General features: G+C 71.8%; 18 protein-coding genes. 12 read left to right on the top strand and 6 right to left on the bottom strand.

Translation table 11 applies throughout. The features are described 5' to 3' along the window. The first annotated feature begins 393 nt into the window (after window positions 1–393). The 5 genes from CF165_RS28985 (at window position 394) to CF165_RS29005 (ending at window position 4,856) form a co-directional block, all read left to right on the top strand. Window positions 394–1,143 (top strand): hypothetical protein, encoded by a 750-nt coding sequence (locus CF165_RS28985; RefSeq protein ID WP_093950757.1) that lies wholly within the window; start codon window positions 394–396, stop codon window positions 1,141–1,143. A 112-nt stretch (window positions 1,144–1,255) separates the two neighbouring features. Then, a complete protein-coding gene (locus CF165_RS28990) occupies window positions 1,256–1,531 on the top strand; it encodes a hypothetical protein (protein ID WP_093950758.1) in 276 nt (91 codons plus the stop codon). A 115-nt stretch (window positions 1,532–1,646) separates the two neighbouring features. After that, window positions 1,647–3,140 carry an NAD(P)/FAD-dependent oxidoreductase gene (locus CF165_RS28995; RefSeq protein ID WP_093950759.1) on the top strand — a complete coding sequence of 498 codons (1,494 nt, stop codon included), beginning with the start codon at window positions 1,647–1,649 and terminating at the stop codon, window positions 3,138–3,140. Next, the gene (locus tag CF165_RS29000) at window positions 3,137–4,228 is read left to right on the top strand and encodes a hypothetical protein (RefSeq protein WP_093950760.1); all 1,092 of its coding nucleotides are present in this window, start codon (window positions 3,137–3,139) and stop codon (window positions 4,226–4,228) included. The genes CF165_RS28995 and CF165_RS29000 overlap by 4 nt, the downstream gene beginning before the upstream one ends. A gap of 28 nt (window positions 4,229–4,256) precedes the next feature. Beyond that, a complete protein-coding gene (locus CF165_RS29005; protein WP_093950761.1) occupies window positions 4,257–4,856 on the top strand; it encodes a TetR/AcrR family transcriptional regulator in 600 nt (199 codons plus the stop codon). 161 nt (window positions 4,857–5,017) lie between these two features. On the opposite strand, the gene CF165_RS29010 is transcribed toward CF165_RS29005, so the two are convergent. The 3 genes from CF165_RS29010 to CF165_RS29020 all read right to left on the bottom strand — a co-directional run bounded on the left by CF165_RS29010 (window position 5,018) and on the right by CF165_RS29020 (window position 7,031). Next, a complete protein-coding gene (locus CF165_RS29010) occupies window positions 5,018–5,431 on the bottom strand; it encodes a histone-like nucleoid-structuring protein Lsr2 (protein ID WP_093950762.1) in 414 nt (137 codons plus the stop codon). 192 nt (window positions 5,432–5,623) lie between these two features. Continuing rightward, window positions 5,624–5,818 carry a hypothetical protein gene (locus CF165_RS29015; RefSeq protein ID WP_093950763.1) on the bottom strand — a complete coding sequence of 65 codons (195 nt, stop codon included), beginning with the start codon at window positions 5,816–5,818 and terminating at the stop codon, window positions 5,624–5,626. A gap of 535 nt (window positions 5,819–6,353) precedes the next feature. Further along, on the bottom strand, window positions 6,354–7,031 hold the full coding sequence (locus tag CF165_RS29020) for an HU family DNA-binding protein (protein WP_093950764.1): 678 nt from the start codon (window positions 7,029–7,031) through the stop codon (window positions 6,354–6,356). 664 nt (window positions 7,032–7,695) lie between these two features. Between CF165_RS29020 and CF165_RS29025 the strand changes: the two genes are divergently transcribed. Genes CF165_RS29025 through CF165_RS29040 form a run of 4 tightly spaced genes read left to right on the top strand, consistent with a single transcriptional unit; the run spans window position 7,696 to window position 15,089 of the window. Then, window positions 7,696–9,438, top strand: coding sequence for an ATP-binding protein (locus CF165_RS29025; RefSeq protein ID WP_093950765.1), 1,743 nt, complete (start codon window positions 7,696–7,698; stop codon window positions 9,436–9,438). Between the two features lie 38 nt (window positions 9,439–9,476). Continuing rightward, entirely contained in the window at window positions 9,477–10,637 is a 1,161-nt protein-coding gene (locus CF165_RS29030; protein WP_093950766.1) for an exonuclease SbcCD subunit D, read from the top strand. A 1-nt stretch (window position 10,638) separates the two neighbouring features. After that, the gene (locus CF165_RS29035; protein WP_143268693.1) at window positions 10,639–14,115 is read left to right on the top strand and encodes an AAA family ATPase; all 3,477 of its coding nucleotides are present in this window, start codon (window positions 10,639–10,641) and stop codon (window positions 14,113–14,115) included. Further along, a complete protein-coding gene (locus CF165_RS29040) occupies window positions 14,112–15,089 on the top strand; it encodes a hypothetical protein (RefSeq protein WP_093950767.1) in 978 nt (325 codons plus the stop codon). Before CF165_RS29035 ends, CF165_RS29040 begins: the two co-directional genes overlap by 4 nt. A gap of 127 nt (window positions 15,090–15,216) precedes the next feature. Here the strand turns inward: CF165_RS29040 and CF165_RS29045 are convergent, their stop codons facing one another. Then, entirely contained in the window at window positions 15,217–15,687 is a 471-nt protein-coding gene (locus CF165_RS29045) for a hypothetical protein (protein ID WP_093950768.1), read from the bottom strand. A 153-nt stretch (window positions 15,688–15,840) separates the two neighbouring features. Here CF165_RS29045 and CF165_RS29050 point away from each other — a divergent pair, with 153 nt between their 5' ends. Continuing rightward, window positions 15,841–17,895, top strand: coding sequence for a glycoside hydrolase family 3 C-terminal domain-containing protein (locus CF165_RS29050; protein ID WP_093950769.1), 2,055 nt, complete (start codon window positions 15,841–15,843; stop codon window positions 17,893–17,895). A gap of 78 nt (window positions 17,896–17,973) precedes the next feature. Here the strand turns inward: CF165_RS29050 and CF165_RS29055 are convergent, their stop codons facing one another. Continuing rightward, window positions 17,974–18,225 (bottom strand): hypothetical protein, encoded by a 252-nt coding sequence (locus CF165_RS29055; RefSeq protein WP_093950770.1) that lies wholly within the window; start codon window positions 18,223–18,225, stop codon window positions 17,974–17,976. 122 nt (window positions 18,226–18,347) lie between these two features. Beyond that, window positions 18,348–19,049, bottom strand: a complete 702-nt coding sequence (locus CF165_RS29060) for an IclR family transcriptional regulator (protein WP_051183801.1) — start codon at window positions 19,047–19,049, stop codon at window positions 18,348–18,350. Between the two features lie 142 nt (window positions 19,050–19,191). Here CF165_RS29060 and leuC point away from each other — a divergent pair, with 142 nt between their 5' ends. Together leuC and leuD are read left to right on the top strand one after the other, a co-directional pair. Further along, on the top strand, window positions 19,192–20,625 hold the full coding sequence (leuC, locus tag CF165_RS29065) for a 3-isopropylmalate dehydratase large subunit (RefSeq protein ID WP_093950771.1): 1,434 nt from the start codon (window positions 19,192–19,194) through the stop codon (window positions 20,623–20,625). 21 nt (window positions 20,626–20,646) lie between these two features. After that, window positions 20,647–21,249 (top strand): 3-isopropylmalate dehydratase small subunit, encoded by a 603-nt coding sequence (gene leuD, locus CF165_RS29070; RefSeq protein ID WP_093950772.1) that lies wholly within the window; start codon window positions 20,647–20,649, stop codon window positions 21,247–21,249. Window positions 21,250–21,421: the final 172 nt, after the last annotated feature.

Here is a 21,421-nt window from a genome sequence, read left to right on the forward strand (position 1 = left end):
TGGTGGTGGCGCGGTGGGCCAACGGTGCAGGTCACCGTCGCGAAAGTGTGACACCTTGGTGCTTTCGGGTGAGGTCCGGAGGTGCCGGACCGCGCGGCCGTGCCGTGCGCATCGCCCTGATCGAACCGCTAAGTTGGGATTTCACGCGCGCCGGTCGCGCACCCCCGTTCCTCTTTCCCCGGAGTGCCCGACATGCGATTCATTCTTCCGCCCGACCTGCCGGGTCCTGTCCGGATCGGTGCCGGGAAGCCGCGGGGCTGACCGGCGGGCGGAAAGCCGCGGAACTCGCCGTCGCGGGCGAGCGACCACGCGGACACGCAGAAGCAAGGCGAACCACTTGTGCGCCGGCCGGCGCCCGGCGCCGGCGCGCCCGAACCCCCGGAAGGGCAGCTTGTGAGTTCCCGCGGACCGCGGCGATCCCGCCGCACCAGGGGGCGGACCGCACTGGGGAGACTTCCGTCGACCGCGGAGTTCGACACCGCCGAGAAGAAGTCCCCGCTCACCCCCGACGAACGCAAGCTGGTGCTGTTCCTGCTGGTCGCCCTGGCCGACGACCGCGAGAGCCTCGCCAGGACGCGGCGGCGTCTCGTCGACGCCTACGGGGAACGGGAGGGGCATTGGTGCGCCGGCAAGACCCCGGACGCGCTGCTGCACCTGCTGGCCAAGTCCCTCGGGCAGGCGGCGGCGAACCCGCCGCCGTGGGACCGGGTCGCCGACATCGTCAACGTCGCGGTGCCGGCGGCGCGCCGGGCGGTCGTGCTGGGCCAGGCCGCGGCCTTGTCCGCGCGGATCGCCGGGGAGGAGCGGCCGGTCCGCGACTACGACGGGCCGTTCTCGGTGCCGCCCTGGATCGACGAGCCGGTGGTCACCGTCGAAATGATCCGGGACGGCATCGAGACCGGCCCGGAGGTGGCTTGTGAACTCGACGGCAAGCTCGAGGAGCTCAACACGGCCCTCGACGCGGAACGGGCCGACAACTGGAAGTTCCGGTCGGAGAACCAGCGGCTGCGGAGCCTGCTCGAGCAACTGCTGCGGGAAAAGTATCCCGGCGCTTCCGCGGACACGGTCCGGCAGCTGATCGACGAACGGCTTCGCGCCGTCATCACCGCCGACCCGCCCCATCCCCGGACGTTGCACGGGTGATCCCCGTGACCTGTGAAGGGAGTGAAAGACACTGATGCGCGATTCGGGAGCGCAATAGCCGCCGACCAGTGAAACGGAAGTGCCCGGATACCTATCGAGGAATGAGAACGTCATGCCCGCCGAACACCGCGCCCGAAACTGCCGCGTCGTCGCCGCCCGGATCCGGCTCGGCGTTCCCCGCGCCGACGGACGCCGGGTGGGAGAACGCGACCGGCAGGTCCATTTCGTCGCGTTGCCCGCGGACAAGCCGGTTCCGCTGGTGCTGAGAACCCTGTGCGGGGATCCGCTGGCCCGGGAGGCGACGGATCTGCTCGACTCCGTCGCGGGAATGCCCTGTGTCCGCTGCCTGGCATCGGTGCCGCCGGCGGCGGACGCCGGGGCTCCCTGACAACACTCCACTGTGGACGGTTTGGCCGCCGGCCGCGACCGGTCCTTGACACGCGACCCTTGTCATTCATACATTCAGTGTCTCTTTGTATGAATGACGTGGGGAGTTGGTCCGCATGCGGCTCGGCAAGACCGCCGTCGTCCTCGGGGGCAGTGCCGCCGGTCTGTGCGCCGCCGGGGCGCTCGCCGGGCGCTTCGACCGGGTGCTGGTCCTGGAACGCGACGAGCTTCCGGCCGGCGCCGAGCACCGCCGCGGCGTGCCGCAGAGCAAGCACCCGCACTTCCTGCTGAACTCGGGACGGCGCGCGATCGGGGCGCTCTTCCCCGGGTTCGAGGACGACCTCATCGCCGCCGGCGGGCTGCATCTGATGCCGTCCATGGACGCCGCCTACCTCGACGGCGAGGGGTGGTCGGCCCGCAAGCGCGGGTCGATGACCATGGTCTACGGCTCGCGGATCCTCATCGAGCGGGTGCTGCGGGACAAGGTGCGGGAGCTGGCCAACGTGACTGTCCGCGAAGGGGTCACGGTCACCGGCCTGTCCACGCGGGGCGGCGGCACGGCGGGCGGCGGCGTCACCGGGGTCGAGTTCACCGCTTCCACCGGCGACGAGCACGTCGAGGCCGACCTCGTCGTGGACGCGCTGGGCCGCGGCTCTTCGGTGGGCGACTGGCTGGCGGCCGCGGGCTGGTCGCGGCCCGAAATCCAAACCCTCGACGCGAAGGTGACCTACACCTCGCGCTGGTACGACCTGCCCGCGCCGCGGCCCGCGTCCTGGTGGTGGCAGCACCTGGTGATCATGCCGACCCCGGACAAGGGCGAACACCCCGCCGAGCACGAGTTCCTGGTCAACTTCTTCCCGATCGAAGGCAACCGCGTCATCGCGTGCATGGGCTCGTGGGGTCTCGAAATGCCTCGCAACACCGAAGCGTTCGTCGAGACGGCGCGCCGGGTGCGAACGCCGTTGTTCGCCGCCGCGATGGATCGGTGCGAGCCCGTCTCGGAAGTCCACCTGACCCGGTCGACCGGCAACAAGTGGCGGCGCTACGACCGCCTGCGCACCCCGCCGGCCGGCCTTGTGTTCGTCGGCGACTCGATCTGCGCGTTCAACCCGTTCTACGCACAGGGGATCAGCTCGGCGGCGGCTTCGGCCCTGTTGCTGCGCGGCCACCTCGCCCGCGCGGGGCGGCTCGACGACAAGTTCTCCGCGCGGTTCCTCGCCGCGCAGCGCAAGCTGCTCCGCGTGCCGTGGCGCTTGGCGATGGCCAGGGACCAGGGGTACGCGTGCGCGGTGGGCACCGAGCAGCTGCCGGAGTGGCGGCGCCGCATCGTCGCGGCCGTGTCCGCCCCGGCGTTCAGTCTCATCGTGGGGGCCGCGCGGGAGTACGACGTGGTCGACGAGCACTTCGCCAAGGTGTTCAACCTCGACGAGTCGCTGGGCGAGATGATGCGCAACCCGCGCGTGCTCGCCGGGCTCGTGCGCTACCGCGTCCGGGCGGCACTGGGCAAGCACCGCGTGCCCTTCGGGTTCGACCCGCAGGCCGAACCGCCGGCCACCGACTACTCACCCGGCGCCCGCGAAAGCAGCGTGACGACAGCGGTGGCGAGGTGAGCGCCGGCTGCGGACCGGAGGCCGACGCCGTCACCCGCGGACTTGGCTTCGACTGCCACGACGTCGCGCCGGTGGTGTCCGTCCGCCCGCCGTGGGCTCTCGCCCACTGGACGATGCCGCTGCTGGAGGTGCTCGTCGTCGGCGGCGCGGTTTTCGCGCTGGTGCACGCCCTTCGCCGGTACCGCGCGGGCGACCCGGTCAACCTGGCGCTGTGGTTCGCCTCGCTGGTCTACCTCTTCGTCACCGAACCGCCGCTGTACTTCCCGGAGTGGTTCGGCCTCGACCGGCTGTACGGCTTCATCTTCGCCCACAACCGGTTCACCGTGCAGTTCATGGGGGACCGGCTGCCGCTCTACATCGTGGCGTTCTACCCGGCGTTCAGCCAGCTCGTCTACGAGCTCGTGCGGTCGCTCGGGATCTTCCGGCGCCGTGGCGCGCTGGCGGGCTCGGTCGCCGTCGCGTTCGCCTGCCAGGTGTTCTACGAGGTCTTCGACCAGCTCGGCCCGCAGCTGAAGTGGTGGGCCTGGAACCCGGGCAACGACGTCGTCAACCACCCCGCGCTGGCCTCGGTGCCGATGACCAGCATGCTGCTGTTCGCGTCCGTTTCGATGGCGGCCATGACATACCTGGTCGTGCGCCTGACCCGTGGTTGGCGCCGAGGGTGGCCGCTGGTGTGGCGGACATTGGCGGCCGGCGTCCTCACCCCGCTCGCCATGGCGGTCGCCGGCATCCCGTCGAGCTTGGCGGGTACGAACACCACGGCGCGGGCCTGGATCCTCGGCGTCGAACTGGCTTTGGTCTGGCTGGCCGGCGCCGCGATCGTCGTCTCGCACCTGCGGTCCCCGGACCACGGGCCGGGCGAGCCGTTGTCCGCCTTCGCCCGGTTCTACCCGGCCGGCTACCTCGGCGGGATGGCGGTGTTCTGGATCGGCACCCTCCCGGCGTACTTCGCCGCCCACGACGGCGTCACCGGCGACGGCACCCCGACCGGAAGCGGGCTCTACGCGCTCGCCTGCTTCGCCGGGGCCGGTCTGCTGCTGGTCGCGCTGTACCGCGAGCACCACGCCAAGGCCCCTGCTCCGGCCTGAACGGCCGTGCTCGGGGAAGATGGAGCGCATGGGGCACCACGGATGGCAGGGCAACCCGCCCGGCACGGAAGACGAGGCACGCCGCCGGATCGTCGACGCGGCGACGGCGTGCCTCGACCGCGCCGGCCTGGCCAAGACCAGCCTGTCCGACGTCGCCGCCGAGGCCGGCGTGACCCGGCAGACCGTCTACCGCTACTTCCCGAGCCTGAAAGACATCCTCCGCGCCGTCGCGCTGGCCGGTGTCGAAGAGTTCGCCGGGCGGATGGAACGCCACCTGGCCACGTTCGGCAGCGCGGCCGAAGCCGCGGTCGAGTCCGTGGTGTACGCCGTCCGGACGGTCCCCGGTGAGCCCCACCTGGGACTTCTGCTGCAGGCGGGCGAAGCCGACTTCTTCACCGACGGCGTCATTTCGCCCCTGGCCTTTTCGTTCGGCGCGCGGATCCTCCGCAACGTGCCGGTCGACTGGGCGGGCGCCGGCATCACGACCGAGGACGACCTGCGGGGACTCGCCGAAGTCCTGATGCGGCTGTTCATGTCGTTCCTGCAGTACCCGTCGGCGCACGCGCTCACCGATGACGGGCTGCGAGCCCTCGTCCGCCGGTGGATCGGACCCGCCCTGCGCGGGTGATTCCGCCGCGCGCGGGAATCTTCGCGAACCTCGCGGAGGCGGACGACGGTTGTGATGTCGGGCACGAAGGCACCGGCCTCCGTTGGCGGCGAGGGTGTTCGGCCCTGGCCGCCAACGGACCGGCTGCCGTGATCTTCCCCAGCGATCTTCCGGCCACCGCGTTACTTCTTCGCTGCGGCGACCTTCTTGCGCGGGGCCCGCTTGCGCGGCGCGGCGGCGGGCGCTTCGGCTTCCTCGACCTGGGCCTGCTCGTAGGCCGCGATCACCTCGGAGGAAAGGCGTCCCCGCTCGGAGACCTCGTAGCCGTTCGCGTTGGCCCAGGCACGGATCTGCTGGTTGCGCTCGCGGTCGGTCGTGCTGGTCGTGGTGGACTGCCCGGTCGCGACCCGGACCTTGCGGCCACCGATGCGCCGGCCGGCCGCGATGAAGCGGGCCAGTTCGTCGCGCAGGGCACTGGCGTTCTCGTCCGAGAGGTCGATTTCGTAGGTGACGCCGTCGAGACCGAACTGAACGGTCTGGGCGGCGGTGCTGCCGTCGATGTCGTCCAGGATCTCGACGAGGACTTTCTGGGCCACGTGAATGCTCCTCAGTTGGATGTGCGTCCGGGAACGCGACGTGTGACAAGTTGCACAATGGTCGGCGTTCTTCGGTGGAGTGTATCCACCCGAGGATAGGTACGGCAATTTCCCACCGGTCTCGCGGAACGGCCGGTGGCCCGGACGGTCCGGAAAGGACCGGCCGGCGGCCGTAAAAGGCGTAAACGCGGCTCAGGTCCCCGACGGCGTGGAGCCCTGCTCGCCGTGGTGGTAGGGCGGATCCGTGACCGGCACCTCGCCGTCGTCGCCTTCGACGGGATCGCGCAGATCGGCGTCCTTCGCCGCCTCTTTCGCCTCCTTGATCTGCTGCCGGCTCCTGGCGAGTTCCGCTTCGGGGCCTTCCGGGGAGTTTTCGTTCGCGGTCATCGCCACTCCTTGCCGAGGTCGTCACACAGCTTTCTCACAGGAACGGCTACCCCGGAAGGCGGGAACGCAACCGTCCGTCCCCCGGTGCGGGGTGAGGCCCGGCCGGTGATTCCCGGCGGAAACGGGCCGGGCTGTGTTCACCCCAATGAGTGGGCGCCGTGAATGAGCCATTGAGGAGCGGCCGGAGGAATTCTTCCGCGAGGGAACCCGGGCCGGGACCGGTTCCGGGCCGCTATGGCGGCCGAGGAGCGGAGAACGGCGTTCAAGCGCGCTTCCGGTCGACCGGGGGCGCGAACGGCCGTACAGCGCCGATGAGGCCGCGTGTGGGCCGACGCACCCAATGTGGCGTTGGGTGCGTTGGACGCACCGAACGCCACATTGGGTGCGTTGGACGCAACCAACGCCACATTGGGGGCGCATGAGACACGCGGCTCCGGCCACCGCTGTCGGTCTCGCTGCGGGCGAGACAGCCCCGGAATGCCGAAGGGTCCCGCACCAAGCCTGGTGCGGGACCCTTCTGGGAGATGGAACGGTGTTACTTCTTCTTGGCAGCCGACGTGCGCTTGGCCGGGGCCTTGGCGGCGGCCGGCTTCTTGGCGGCGGCGGTCTTGGTCGCGGCCGGCTTGGCGGCGGCGGTCTTGGCCCGCGTGGTGGTCGCCTTCGCCGTGGTGGCCTTGGCCGCCGTGGTCTTGGCCGCGGCCGCCTTCGGGGCCGCCTTGGTGGCGGTGGTGGCCTTGGCGGCCGGCTTCGCCGCGGTGGCGCGGGTCCGCGTGGTCGTCGAACGCGTGGTGGCCGGCTTCGCGGCCGCAGCCCGCGTGGTGCGGGTCGTGGTCGCCTTGGCCGGGGCCGCCGCGGCGGCGGTCTTGGTGGCCGTCGCCCGCGTGCTGGTGGTGGCCGCGGTGGCGCGCTTGACCGGCGTGGCCTTGGGCAGCTTCTTGGTGCCGGAGATGACGTCCTTGAACGTGGTGCCGGCACGGAAGGCGGGCACGTTGGTCTTCTTGACGCGCACGGCCTCACCGGTGCGCGGGTTGCGCGCGGTGCGAGCGGCGCGGGCGCGCTTCTCGAACACCCCGAAGCCGGTGATGTTGACCTTTTCGCCCTTGTTGACCGTCCGGATGATGATGTCCACCAGACCGTCAACGGCCTGCGAAGCCACCTTCTTGTCGCCCAGGCGCTCCGACAGCGCCTCGATCAGCTGGGCCTTGTTCGTCATTCCAGTCCTCCATAGTGGAACTACTAGTCACGGCCCATCTCGGCCGACACTGCACACGGTATTACCAATACCGCACAAAATCCAACTGGGGGTCGAAATATTTCCTTGTGCGAGGGCGGGTTCCGCCTCCCGGCGGCCCCTCGCGGGACACCCGCGGGAACGCGGGCCGGATCCCTGGCACGGCTCTGAGCAGGCAAAACGCACTGCCTGCGCCGTCCACTGTGGTCGTCCATATAGGACCCGAGGCTCCTCCCGAGAACTTTTCGGCCGACACGCCGGTCCGGGGTGTCGGAGCGGGTGACCGGACCCACCCCGGGCCCGATCCCGCGCGGCGGCGGAGGATCGCGGGCCGCCCGGAGGGGCCGGCTGCGCCGCTTCGCCGTGGAGCCAGGAGGAAGCGGGACGCGGCCGGCCCGGCGCGGCCGGACCGGCGTTGTGGCGCAACCGGTGCGGCCCGCCGGGGGGATCCACCGGAATGCCCGCGCGAGGCGGAAAGATCTTCCCCGAAGGGTGAACTCACTCGTTCGGCGCAGCCGGGGCCCGGCGAAATCCCGGGCGTCACAGCAGCCACAACGCCCGTGTTGGGCGCGGGACTGTCGGTCCGGCGGGCTAGTCTGCCGCTCGGAGCAGGCCCGGAGGAAGCGCCGGGCGGACAGGGAGAACCGTGGACCAGGAGACGCTCACCACCGTGGTCGGACGGGTGGCGGGCACGGAGGATTCGACGCCGCTGCAGTTCTGCGTGGCCATCGACCCGGATGCCTACCTGCAGCTCGACGACGTCGTCGTGACCCGGCGGGAACTCCCGGGGCTCGGCGAAGTCACCTCCTACGGCGTCGTGACGCAGGTGAGCGCGCGGCACGAGGGTGCCAGCTTCGGCAGCGACGTCTTCCTGATCTCCGACGGCGTCCTGCCCGCGCAGGTGCAGGAGATCGCCGAGATCGCCACCACCCGCGTCGAGCCCGAATGCTACGTGCCGCCGCGGCCGGGAGCCGTCGTGTCCCGTGCGGTGGGAGAGGATCGCGCGCAGGCGCTGTACTTCGACAACATGACCCGCCAGGTGGCGGTCGGCCTGGGCCGGGACGGCGAACCCGTCTACCTCAACATGGACTTCCTCGACGGCACCCGCGGCGCGCACGTCAGCATCAGCGGGGTCTCCGGCGTGGCCACCAAGACGTCGTTCGCGTTGTTCCTGCTGCACTCGATCTTCCGCGGCGGCGCCCTGCCGAACGCCCACAACGCCAAGGCCCTCGTCTTCTCGGTCAAGGGCGAGGACCTGCTGTTCCTCGACACCCCGAACGTCCACCTCGACGAGAAGCTCACCGGCGAGTACCTCAAGCTGGGCCTGCCCGCCGAGCCGTTCGCCTCCGTCGGCTTCTACGCGCCGCCGACGCCGTCGGACACCACGGGGAAGCCTTACGTCACCGGGCGGACCTCCGGCGTCGGCGCGTTCTGGTGGACCATCGCCGAGTTCTGCGCCAAGGACCTGCTGCCGTACGTCTTCGCCGACGCCGAGGACGAACGCAACCAGTACACGATGGTCATCCACCAAGTTGCCAACCGCCTGCGCCTGGACAGCACGCCGGCGGGCACGGACGGCGCCGCGAACGTCGACGGCGTCCTGTGCCGCACCTACGCCGAGCTCGTCGACGTCATCTGCGAGCGCGTCACCGACGAGGAAACCCGCGCGAGCTGGGCGGGTGCGGTCACCGGCGCGGGCACGGTCAACGCCTTCATCCGCCGCCTGCGCTCGAGCCAGCGCGCGCTTTCCGGCCTCATCCGCGGCGACCTCGCCGACCACCCGGCGCGCAGCCTGTCCACGGAGAACCAGCAGGTGACCGTCGTGGACATCCACAACCTCGTCGAGCGCGCGCAGCGGTTCGTCGTCGGTGTCACGCTCGCCGCGGAGACCGCGCGCAAGGAAGCGGCCGGGCCGGGCGGGCTGCTGTTCACCATGCTGGACGAGCTGAACAAGTACGCGCCGCGCGAAGGCAGCAGCCCCATCAAGGAGGTGCTGCTGGACATCGCCGAGCGCGGCCGTTCCCTCGGCGTCATCCTGATCGGCGCGCAGCAGACCGCCAGCGAGGTCGAGCGCCGGATCGTCAGCAACAGCTCGGTGCGGATCGTCGGCCGCCTCGACGCCGCGGAGGCTTCGCGGCCCGAGTACGGCTTCCTCCCGGCCAGCCAGCGGGTCCGCGCGACGCTCGCCACGCCGGGCACGATGTTCGTGAGCCAGCCGGAGATCCCGGTGCCGATCGCCGTCGGCTTCCCGTTCCCGGCCTGGGCCACGCGGCTTTCCGAGGCGGGCAAGATCCCGGCTGCCACCGCCACGTCGAAGAAGGCCGATCCCTTCGCCGGCCTGCCCACGCGCGGCGCCGACCCGTTCGACGACGACCCGCCTCCGTTCTGAGCCCGTCTTCGCCCGCTACCGAAACGGAAGGAAGCCGCGTGAAGTTCCTGCACACCTCCGACTGGCACATCGGCAAGACGCTCAAAGGGCGCAACCGCCTCGACGAGCAGCGGGCCGTGCTCGGCGAGATCGTCCGGATCGCACGCGAAGAGGCCTTCGACGCGATCCTCGTCGCGGGCGACCTCTACGAGACGTCGGCGCCGTCGGCGGCCGCGCAGGAACTCGTGGTGCGGGCGCTGATGGCGCTGCGCGAAACCGGGGCCGAGGTCGTCGCGATCGCCGGGAACCACGACCACGCCGCGACGTTCGAGGCGTACCGGCCGCTGCTCAGGGCCGCGGGCATCCAGCTCACCGGCGACCCGCGCCCGGTGCACGACGGCGGTGTCCACTCGTTCGACGCGCGTTCGACGGGGGAGCGCGTCAACGTCGCCGTGCTGCCGTTCCTTTCCCAGCGCTACGCGGTGCGTGCCGCCGAGCTGCTCACCGGGACCCCGGCGGACAACGCCGGCCAGTACGACCAGCGCGTGCGGGACATCCTGGACCACCTCAAGTCCGGGTTCACCGACGGCGCGGTGAACCTCGTCATGGCCCACCTGACGGTGACCGGCGGGACGATGGGCGGCGGGGAGCGCGCGGCGCAGTCCATCTTCGAGTACCACGTGCCTGCGACGGCGTTCGGCGCCGAACCGCACTACGTCGCCCTCGGCCACCTGCACCGGCGCCAGTCGCTGCCCGCCGCGTGCCCGGTGCACTACAGCGGTTCGCCGTTCGCCGTCGACTTCGGCGAGCAGGACAACACCAGCGTCGTGCTGTCGGTGGAGGTGACGCCGTCGACACCGGCGAAGATCACCGAGATCCCGCTGACCGCGGGGCGGAAGCTGCGGACGGTCCACGGCACGGTGGCGGAACTCGTCGGCCGGGCCGGGGAGTTCGGCGACGACTACCTCCGCGTCTACGTCCGCGAAGCGACCAGGGCCGGGCTGCGGGAGGAGATCCAGGAAGCCCTGCCGAACGCCCTGGAAATCCGCATCGACCCGGAGTTCGCCGCACCGGTGACGACGTCGGGCGGCGACCGCGCGGTCGCGGACCGTTCGCCGGGGGAGCTGTTCGCGGCCTACTGCGAAGAGCGGACGGTCGAGGACAAGCGCGTGCAGGCGCTCTTCGCGCGGCTGCACGACGAAGAGACGAGCGGGGTGTGACATGCGGCCTGTGCTGCTGGAGATGACCGGCTTCGCGTCCTTCCGCGAGAAGACCGAAGTCAGCTTCGAGGACACGGACTACTTCGCGCTCGTCGGGCCGACCGGCGCGGGCAAGAGCACCGTGATCGACGCGCTCACCTTCGCCCTCTACGGCTCTGTCGCGCGCTGGGACCACGAAGGCCTCGTCGCGCCCGCGCTCGCCCCGACGACCAACCGCGCCACCGTGCGGCTGGTCTTCGACGCCGGCGGCGCGCGGTACCACGTCGTCCGCGAAGTCCGGCGCGGCGGCGGGAAGAAACCCACGGTCAGCGTCAAGAACGTGCGCCTGGAACGGCTCGCCGACCCCACCGCCCTCGGCGGTCCCGACGACGACGCCGAGGCGGTCGCCGCCGACTCGGAAGTGACCCCGGCGGTCGAACGCCTGCTCGGGTTGACGTTCAAGCACTTCTGCACCTGCGTCGCGCTGCCCCAGGGCGACTTCGCGGAGTTCCTGCACGCGAAGGCCGCCGACCGGCAGAAGATCCTCATCAAGCTGCTGGGCCTCGAGGTCTACGAGCGCGTCGGCCGCCGCGCCGACACGACGGCGAAGGAGCAGAAGCTTCGCGCCGGCGTCCTCGCCGGACAGCTCGGCAGCTACGCCGACGCCACCGAGGAAGCCGTCGAAGAGCTGGCCGCGCGGATGACGGCGCTCGCGGACCTGGACGCGCGGGTGAACTCGGCCCTGCCGGGCTTGAACGACGCCACGCGCGCGTACGACGACGCGCAGCAACGCGTCGCCACGCTGACGAAGGAGCTGAGCGTCCTCGACGCGGTGAAGCGTCCGGACGGCGTCGAAGACCTGGAAACCCGGCGCCGGACCGCGGCGGACGCGGCGACGGCCGCGCGGGCAGGGCTGGAAAAAGCCGAAACGGCGGACGAAACGGCCCGTGCCGCGCTGGCCGCCGCACCCGACCGCGCCGAGCTGGAACGGATCCGCGCCGCGCGCGCGGAACTCGTCGAAACCGAGAAGGCCCTCCCGGGGCTGGAAGAAGCGGCGAAGAAGGCGTCGGCCGAGAAGGAGGCCACCGCCGCGGCCGTGACCGAAGCCGTTTCCGTCGCCGAGACGGCCCGGGCGACCCGGGACAAGACGGCTCGCGCGGCCGAGGAGGCGACCGCCGAAGCGGCGCGTGCCCGTCAGGACCGCGACCGGCTGGCCGGGCTGCGGCCGCCGTCGGATCTCGGGGACCTGACCGCGGAAGCGACGCGGGTGGCGAAGCGCACGGCGGACGCAACCGCCCGTCTCGGTGCTGCCGAAGCCGCCGACGCCGGGGCACGCGCCGCGTTGGCGGCCCAACCGGACGTCGCTCCGCTCGCGTCTGCGCGCTCCGACGCCCGCACGCTCTACGCGTTGTGCGAAGCGCAACGGAAGGCCGCACCCGAGCAGGCCGCGCACCGAAAGGAACTCGAAGCGGCGCGAAGCGCGTTCGCCCGCGCCGACGGCGAAGTCACCGCCGCGAAGACCGCGGTGACCGAAGCCGAGCGAGCCGGGCAGGCGCTGAGCCTGCGCGCCGGGCTCGCCGTCGGCCACCCGTGCCCGGTGTGCGAGCAGGAAGTTCCGGCGCTGCCCGACGCGGGCGGGCACGCCCACCTGGCCGAGGCCCGCGAACGCCTCGAACGGGCCGAGAGCGACCGCGTCGCGGCCGAGTCGGTGCTGCGCAAGCTGGAACGGGCCGTGGACCGCGACGCCGACTCGGCCGCGTCGGCGGCCGCCCAGGCGGAAGAACTGCGTGCGGTGCTCGCCGAGGTCAGTGACAACCGGGGCTTCGCCCCGGGTCGGGGGCTCCGCCACCCGGACCCCCGAAAAGCCGGTGTCGATGGCCCGCCCGAGTCGGCGGCCCTGCGGCGGCCGGTCGAGGCTTCCTTCTCCGAACAGGACTACGCGGATCTCGTCGCCGCCGTGCGCGAGCGCGGCGAGTGGCTGTCCTCGACGATCGACGGCCGTACCAGCGTCGCCGAGGCCGCGAACGCCGCCGACAAGGAACTGGCGGCGGCCCGCGCCGAGCGTGCGGCGGCCCAGCACGAGGCCGACGTCGTCGAGAAGTCGTTCGCGGCCGCCCGGGAAGCGCTGCGGGCGGCGCGCGATCCCCTGGTGGAGCTGGGCGCGCCGGCGGTCGACACCGGCGACGTCCCGGCGGGCTGGCAGCGGCTCACCGCCTGGGCGGCTTCCGCGCTCGAGGAGCGGCGGACGGCGCTGGCCGCGCTCGAAGCGGCCGCCGAAGCCGCGGGCAAGGAAGCCGTCGTCGCGGCGGACGACCTGGCGGCCGCCGAGCGGAACGCCGAGCAGCGGCGCACCCGGGCGGTCGACGCGGGACTGGCCGAGCAGTCGGCGGGCACCGCGCTGACGACGGCCCGGCGCCGCCACGGCGAACTGGTCAAGACCTTGGCGGGAGCGCCGTCCGCCGACGCCGTCGCCGAGCAGCTTGCGAAGGTCGCTTCTCTGGAAGAAGCAGCGAAGAAGGCGGACGCGAGCCTGCGCACAGCGCGCGCCGCCGCGAAACAGGCCACGGAAGCCCAGGCGCGCATCGCCGAACAGGTCGACGCCGAACGCCAGAAGCTGTCCCGGGCGCGCGACCCGTTAGTCGGCCTCGGCGCCCCACCGATCGACGGCGAAAGCCTCCTCGGCGCCTGGATCGCGTTGACGGACTGGGCGGCCGGGCAGGCGAACGCCCACCGCGAGAGCCTGGCCGTCGCGAAGACGGCCGAGAGCGAAGCCGCCGAAGCGTTGCGGGCCGCCGAACGCGCCGTCGCCGACGACGTCACCGCGCTCGAAGTCCCCCTGGACCCGGGGCCGGTGCGAGACCGGGTTCCGGTGGCCGTCGCCACCGCGCGGGCCCGCGCGGAAGCCGACCACACGGAGATGAAAAGGCGTGTGGCGCGCGTGGCCGGCCTGCACGGCGACATCGCGGCCGCGGAGTCCGAAGCGCAGGTCGCGCGGCTGCTCGCGGATCTCCTGCGCTCGGACAAGTTCCCGCGGTGGCTCATCGCCGGGGCTCTCGACACGCTGGTCGCCGAAGCGTCGGCGTCGCTGCTGGAGCTGTCGGGCGGCCAGTTCGAGCTGACCCACGACAAGGGCGACTTCCTGGTGGTGGACCACAACGAGGCCGACGCCCGCCGCCCGGTCAAGACGCTGTCCGGCGGCGAGACGTTCCAGGCGTCGCTCGCCCTGGCCCTCGCGTTGTCGTCGCAGCTGGGCGCGATGCCTGGGATGAACTCGGAGGGCGCGACACGCCTGGAGTCGATCTTCCTCGACGAAGGCTTCGGCACGCTCGACGAAGCTACCCTCGACGTCGTGGCGTCCACTTTGGAGAACCTCGCCGCCACCGGCTCGCGGATGGTCGGGGTGATCACGCACGTGCCCGCGCTCGCCGAGCGCGTCCCGGTGCGGTTCCTGGTGACCCGCGACGGCACCGGCTCGCACATCGCCAGGGAGGGCGCGTGACCGCGGTCGCCGGGATGCACTTCAGCATCGACGCCTGGGACCCGGGCTACGGCAGCTCGATGGAGGCCGAGGAGCTGGCGCGGTCGGGCGCCGAGGTCGAGCTCGACGTCGAGGTCCCGGCGGCCGAATGGGCCCCGATCGACCCTTCGCCGGTTTCGCCGCCCGAGGCCGTGTTGTTCGTCGACGGCGTCCGCCGGATCGACGCCCGCGTCTGGATCGACGACCCGGGCGCGGCGAACTCCGCGTCCATCGGGGTCTGCGCGTCCTACGCCGCCGGAGTGGTCTGCTGCTGCGCGGGCCGGGCGCACGTCGTCGGCACCGACGTCCGGCGCGGGCTGTTCACGGTCGCTGCCGAGGCGGACGACATCGCGACCCCGGCGGGCGTCTACCGGGCGTTCCGCGCGACGGCCAAGGAGGACAAGCCGCTGGCGGTGGTGCTGTCGTCGGCGTTGCAGGAACAGCTGGCCGAAACCGAGCTGGACACGGCGACCGAAGCCCGGAAGGCGATCGCCGGGCACGCCGGCGACGACCTGCTGGTCGTGGACGGCCCGCTGAGCGGCCGCACGCACCTGCCGCGGGCGGTCGGGTTCATCAAGAGCCACCAGACGACGTACCTGCCCGGCGAGCTCAACGCGCTGGTCGGCAGGCTCGGCCCGCACCAGCGCACCCCGGTGTTCCTGATGGGCACGACGTGGGTCCGGCACTCGTGGTACCTGCGCCTGCCGTCGGCGGGCGGCCCGCCGTGGTCGGGGGTCGTGCGGGTGGAGGCGGCACCGCACCTCGGGCGGCCCGAGGTCGCCGCGCTGGCGAACCTGACGCAGTCCGTGCTGGGCCGGTTCGCGTCGGTGCCGTACAAGGACTCGCGGGCGCCGCAGAACCTCTACCCGATCGCCGGGCTGGAGCGCGACCTGCGGCACCGGCTGGGGGACCAGCAGTTCGTGTACCGGGCCCTGCGCCTGGCCGCGACGCGCTGAGCTGTGGCGCCGGGTGTCATGAACGACTCGTTCATGACGTCAGACGACATGAACGAGTCGTTCATGACATCGGGCCCGGGACGGCGGCCCGCGGTCCTGCCGCCGACCCGGTGTCCTTTGTGGAGGGTCAGCCCAGCGAGCCGTCCCCGGTCTGCGGCGCCCCCGCCGGCTTGACCGCGACCTGCGGCTTCGCCGGGTTCGGCGTCGCGGGCCGCGAGCTGGCGGGCGGCTTCGGCTTGGCCGTCCTGGACGGCATCGGGGTGCCCAGGATGACGAACGAGCCGGTGGCCACGCGCCCGTCCGAGCATGTGAACTTCGCGGTGTACCGGCCGGGCTTCTTGATCGCCGTGGTGTGGCCGCCGGCGCGGCCATAGTTCCCGCCTTCGGTCCACTGCAGCGGAGCCGTGAACCCCGCCGACGTCACCGGCGTCGCCGGGCCACAGCCGCCGATCGCCGCGTGGGTCTCCGCGTCGACCTGGCCGCCCGGCTCCACGTGCTGGGTCAGGCCCCAGCTGACCTCGGCCGCGCTCGCCGGTGCGGCGAGCGCCAGTGTCGCCGTGCTCGCGGCCATTAGGCCGATCAGGGTCTTCTTCACCATCGTCCGTCCCCTCTCGTCAGGTACCTGTTCCACGCTTGAGCCGGGCAAATGGTTGTCCGGACGCTGCATTCACAAATATGAACGACAATCGAGCCTATGTTTCACGGTCACATATGCGTTAGCTTGGGCTCCCGTTTCGACGAGGGAGATTCGATGCGCAGCAGCCCCCTGGTTCTCGTCGTGGTCTTGGGTTTGTCGCTGGCGGCACCGGCGGTGGCGGAGGCGCAACCTTGGCGCGACGCCCGCCAGTCACCCGACCGCCGGGCCGCCGAGCTCGTCTCGGCGATGACCCTCGACGAGAAGATTTCCCAGCTGCACCTGCAGCCCGACGCCGAGCACCAGCGGTTCGTGCCGCCGATCCCGCGCTTGGGCGTGCCCGGCTTCCGGATCGCCAACGGCCCGGCAGGCATGGGCCCGGCCGACGACAAACCGCAGAAACCGGCGACCGCGCTGCCGGCGACCATGGCGCTGGCGTCGACGTTCGACACCGGCCTCGCGCGCCGGTACGGCCGCCTGATCGGCGACGAGACCCGCGCGCTCGCGCACAACGTCTCCGAAGGGCCCGACATCAACATGGCCCGCGTCCCGCGCAACGGCCGGACGTTCGAGGGGATGGGCGAGGACCCGGTGCTCGCCGGGACGCTGGCCGCCGCCGACATCCGCGGCATCCAGGAAAACGGCACGATCGCCGAGGTCAAGCACTACGCGGCGAACAACCAGGAGACGAACCGCCACAACGTCGACGAGCGCATCGACGAGCGGACGCTCAACGAGATCTACCTGCCGCACTTCGAGCAGGCGGTCGTGCAAGGCCGCGCGGGCTCGGTGATGTGCGCCTACCCGAAGATCAACGGCGTGTTCACGTGCGAGAACCCCGCGCTGCTGCAGGACAAGCTGCGCGACGACTGGGGCTTCAAGGGGTTCGTCCAGTCCGACTGGGGTGCCGCGCACAGCACCGTCGGGTCGGCGAACGCGGGCATGAACCTCGAAATGATCGACGGCACCTGGTACGGCGAGAAGCTCAAGCAGGCCGTGCTCGCCGGGCAGGTGACCGAACAGCGCGTAGACCAGCTGCTGCTGCCGCGGTTCCGCACGATGTTCGCCTTCGGGCAGTTCGACCACCCACCGGTGCTCACTCCGCTGCCGACCGCCGAGCACGACGCCGCGGCGAAGCAGTTCGCCGAACGGGGCATGGTGCTGCTGCGCAACGAACACGCCCAGCTCCCGCTCGATCCCGCCGTGCGGTCGATCGCCCTCATCGGGCCGTTCGCCACCAAGGCCAAGACCGGCGGCGGGGGCAGCTCGGCCGTCATTCCGACGTCCACAGTGGACCCGTTGCCGGGGCTCCGGCAGCGCGTTCCCGGTGCTTCGGTGACCCTCGACGACGGCAGTGACCCGGCGCGGGCGGCCGAGCTGGCGCGGGGCGCGGACGTCAGCGTCGTGATGGTCGGGGACAACGAGGCCGAGGGCAAGGACCGGCCGAGCCTCGCCCTGGACGGCAACCAGGACGCCTTGGTGGCCGCGGTCGCCGCGGCCAACCCGCACACGGTGGTCGTGGTGAAGAGCGGCGGCCCGGTGCTCATGCCGTGGGCGTCGAGCGTGCCCGCGATCCTCCAGGCCTGGTACCCCGGCCAGCAGGACGGCGCGGCGGTGGCGGCGGTGCTCTTCGGCGACGTCAACCCGTCGGCGAAGCTGCCGATCACGTTCCCGGCGGCGGACGCGGACACCCCGGCCAACACGCCGGCGCAGTTCCCGGGCGTCGACGGCGTCGCCACGTATTCGGAGGGCCTGCAGATCGGCTACCGGTGGTTCGACGCGCAGGGCCGCACGCCGCTGTTCCCGTTCGGCCACGGCTTGTCGTACACGACGTTCGCGTTCTCGGGGCTGTCGGTGCGGAACACCGGCGACGGCGCGACGGCGACGTTCACGGTGCGCAACACCGGCCACCGGGCGGGGGCCGAGGTCGCCCAGCTCTACCTGGGCTTCCCGGCGGCCGCCGGCGAGCCGCCGCGGCAGCTCAAGGGCTTCGAGCGGGTCGAGCTGGCGCCGGGACAGTCCCGGCGGGTGACGATCCGGCTCGACGCGCGCGACTTCTCGGTCTGGGACACGGCGAGCCACGCGTGGCAGCCGGTGCGGGGCGGGTTCACGGTCCAGGTCGGCGACTCGTCGCGGTCCCTGCCGCTGCGGGCGCCCCTCGTCCGGCGCTGACCCGCCAAACGAACTTCGTGAAGGCCACCTCGAGGAACTTCGAGTTCCTCGAGGTGGCCTTCACGAATTTTCCGGTCTTCAAGCCGCCGCGAGCGTCCCGCCCAGTTCGCGCAGGCCTTCGTCGGTCAGCTCCGCGCGCGTCCATTGCCCGACGGCCACGACCGCTCCCCGCGCCGGCCGGATCAGCCCGGCCCGCGCCAGCTCGTGTGCCGTCGCCTGGTCGCAGCACGGCAGGCCGTCGACTCGCAGGTCGGGCTCGCAGCTGCAGGTCAGCTCGGCGCGTCCGGCGCCGACCGCCCGCAGCATCGCCATCGCCCTTCGGTTCACCATGGTCGTCCCCCTCGGTTGGTGCTGACCCTTAGGAGACGTGACCGGCGTCACCGAATACGCGGTTTTCGCGAGGTTCCCCCGAACGGGGGCACCCCGGCCTCGGCGAGGTCACGAGGCAGGGGTCACAGGCGTTCCTGCAGGGCGTCCGCCGCGGCGAGGAGGTCCGCCGCCCAGCGGGCGCCCGGCTTGCGGCCGATGCGCTCGATCGGGCCCGACACCGACACCGCCGCCACGACCGTGCCCGCGGAGTCCCGCACCGGCGCGGAGATGCTCGCCACGCCCGGCTCGCGCTCGGCGACGCTCTGCGCCCAGCCGCGCCGCCGCACTTCCAGGAGTGTCCGCTCGCCGAAGACCGCGTCCGCCAGGATCGTGCGCTGCGTGTGCGGATCGGCCCACGCCGCGAGCACCTTCGCGCCCGAACCGGCCGTCATGGGCAGCCGCGAGCCCACAGGCACCGTGTCGCGCAGCCCGCTCGGTGGCTCCGCCGTCGCGACGCACACGCGCTGGACGCCGTCACGCCGGTACAGCTGCACGCTTTCGCCCGTGACGTCGCGCAGCTTGGGCAGCACGACCCCGGCCGCGTCGAGCAGGGGGTCCGTCGAGCCGCCCGCCAGCTCGGCCAATGCGGTACCCGGGCGCCAGCGCCCGTCCGGACCGCGGCGCAGCAGCCGGTGCACCTCCAGGCCGACCGCGAGCCGGTGCGCGGTGGCCCGGGGCAGGCCGGTCCGCGTGCACAGTTCCGCGAGGCCGCAGGGGTCGTCCGCGACCGCCTGCAGGACGGCCACTGCTTTGTCCAGTACTCCGATACCGCTATGCTGTCCCACGACCCGATACTAGCGTCCCGCACTTTGGGAAGTCCAGCATCTGGGAAACCCCGAACTCGAGCTGCGCCCTTCCTTCGCGGCTCGCATCCGTTCCGCAGGTGCGCGCCCGAGTTCCGACGTCGAACCGTGGAAGGAGCCGGAGATGACCACCCCGACCGGCAAGGCCCGCACGCTGGCGGAGAAGGTGTGGGAAAGCCACCTCGTGCGCCGAGGCGAAGGCGCCGAACCGGACCTGCTCTACATCGACCTCCACCTGCTGCACGAAGTGACCAGCCCGCAGGCCTTCGACGGCCTCCGCCTGGCCGGGCGGCCGCTGCGCCGCCCCGACCTCACCATCGCGACCGAGGACCACAACGTCCCGACCGTCGACATCGAGCTCCCCATCGCCGATCCGGTCTCGCGCACCCAGGTCGACACCCTTCGCCGCAACTGCAAGGAGTTCGGGGTCCGGCTGCACCCGATGGGTGACGCCGAGCAGGGCATCGTGCACGTCATCGGCCCGCAGCTCGGCCTGACCCAGCCCGGCATGACCGTGGTCTGCGGCGACAGCCACACCTCGACGCACGGCGCGTTCGGCGCCATCGCCTTCGGCATCGGCACGTCCGAGGTCGAGCACGTCATGGCCACCCAGACGCTGCCGCTGCGTCCATTCAAGACGATGGCGATCACCGTCGACGGCGAGCTGCGCCCCGGCGTCACGGCGAAGGACGTCATCCTCGCGGTGATCGCCAAGATCGGCACCGGCGGCGGCCAGGGCTACATCCTGGAGTACCGCGGCAAGGCCATCGAGGCCCTCTCGATGGAGGCCCGGATGACCGTCTGCAACATGTCGATCGAGGCCGGCGCCCGCGCCGGGATGATCGCCCCCGACGAGACGACGTTCGAGTACCTGAAGGGCCGTCCGCACGCCCCGCAGGGCGCGGACTGGGACGCGGCGGTCGAAAACTGGCGGCAGCTGCGCACCGACGACGGCGCCGAGTTCGACGCCGAGGTCCACCTCGACGCGAGCGAGCTGACGCCGTTCGTCACCTGGGGCACCAACCCCGGCCAGGGCCTCCCGCTGGGCGCCGAGGTGCCCGACCCGGAGGCGATCCCGGACGAGAACGACCGCATCGCCGCTGAAAAAGCCCTGTCCTACATGGATCTCAAGCCCGGCACGCCGCTGCGGGAGATCGCGGTCGACACCGTCTTCCTCGGCTCCTGCACCAACGGCCGGATCGAGGACCTGCGTGCCGCGGCCGAGGTGCTGCGTGGTCGGAAAGTGGCGGACTCGGTCCGCATGCTGGTGGTTCCCGGCTCGATGCGGGTCCGCAAGGCCGCCGAGGCCGAGGGACTCGACCAGGTCTTCACCGAGGCGGGCGCGGAGTGGCGCCAGGCCGGCTGCTCGATGTGCCTCGGCATGAACCCGGACCAGCTGAAGCCGGGCGAGCGCAGCGCGTCGACGTCGAACCGCAACTTCGAGGGACGGCAGGGCAAGGGCGGCCGGACGCACCTGGTCTCGCCGCTCGTGGCCGCCGCCACGGCCGTCCGGGGCACGCTTTCGTCCCCGGAAGACCTGCTGACCGCCGCCCGCTGACCCACCCGAGGAGCTACTGCCATGGAACCGTTCACCCAGCACACCGGCGTCGGCGTCCCGCTGCGCCGGTCCAACGTGGACACCGACCAGATCATCCCGGCGGTCTACCTCAAGCGGGTGACCCGGACGGGCTTCGAGGACGGCCTGTTCGCCGCCTGGCGCGGCGACGAGGACTTCATCCTCAACCAGGAGCCGTTCCGGAACGGCAGCGTGCTGGTGGCGGGGCCGGACTTCGGAACCGGTTCCTCCCGCGAGCACGCCGTCTGGGCCCTGATGGACTACGGCTTCAAGGTCGTCATCTCCGCCCGGTTCGCCGACATCTTCCGGGGCAACTCCGGCAAGGGCGGCCTGGTGGCCGCCCAGTGCGAGCAGCACGACGTCGAGCTGCTCTGGAAGCTGCTCGAGAACGAGCCGGGCACCGAGGTCACGGTCGACCTCGAGACCAAGACCGTGCGGGCCAAGGACTTCACCGCGCCGTTCCAGATCGACGACTACGTCCGCTGGCGGCTGCTGGAAGGTCTCGACGACATCGCGCTCACGTTGCGCCATGCCGGTGAGATCGACGCGTTCGAGGCGAGCCGCCCGTCCTGGAAGCCGACGACGACGCCGATCACCGCCGGCTAGCCCGGCCCGCCGGTGCGCGGGGGTGGATCCGTTGCCTGATCAGGCGTTCCGCCCCCGCACCGGCCTCGTCCGCGGCCGCGGGCACCCACCGAACGGTCCTGGCGAAGGCTTCCTTCGCGAGGCGGAACCCGTCCCGGGACAAGGGAAAGATTCCGCGTACCGTTTGGAATTT

This window comes from Amycolatopsis vastitatis (assembly GCF_002234595.1).
Classification (GTDB): Bacteria; Actinomycetota; Actinomycetes; order Mycobacteriales; family Pseudonocardiaceae; genus Amycolatopsis; species Amycolatopsis vastitatis.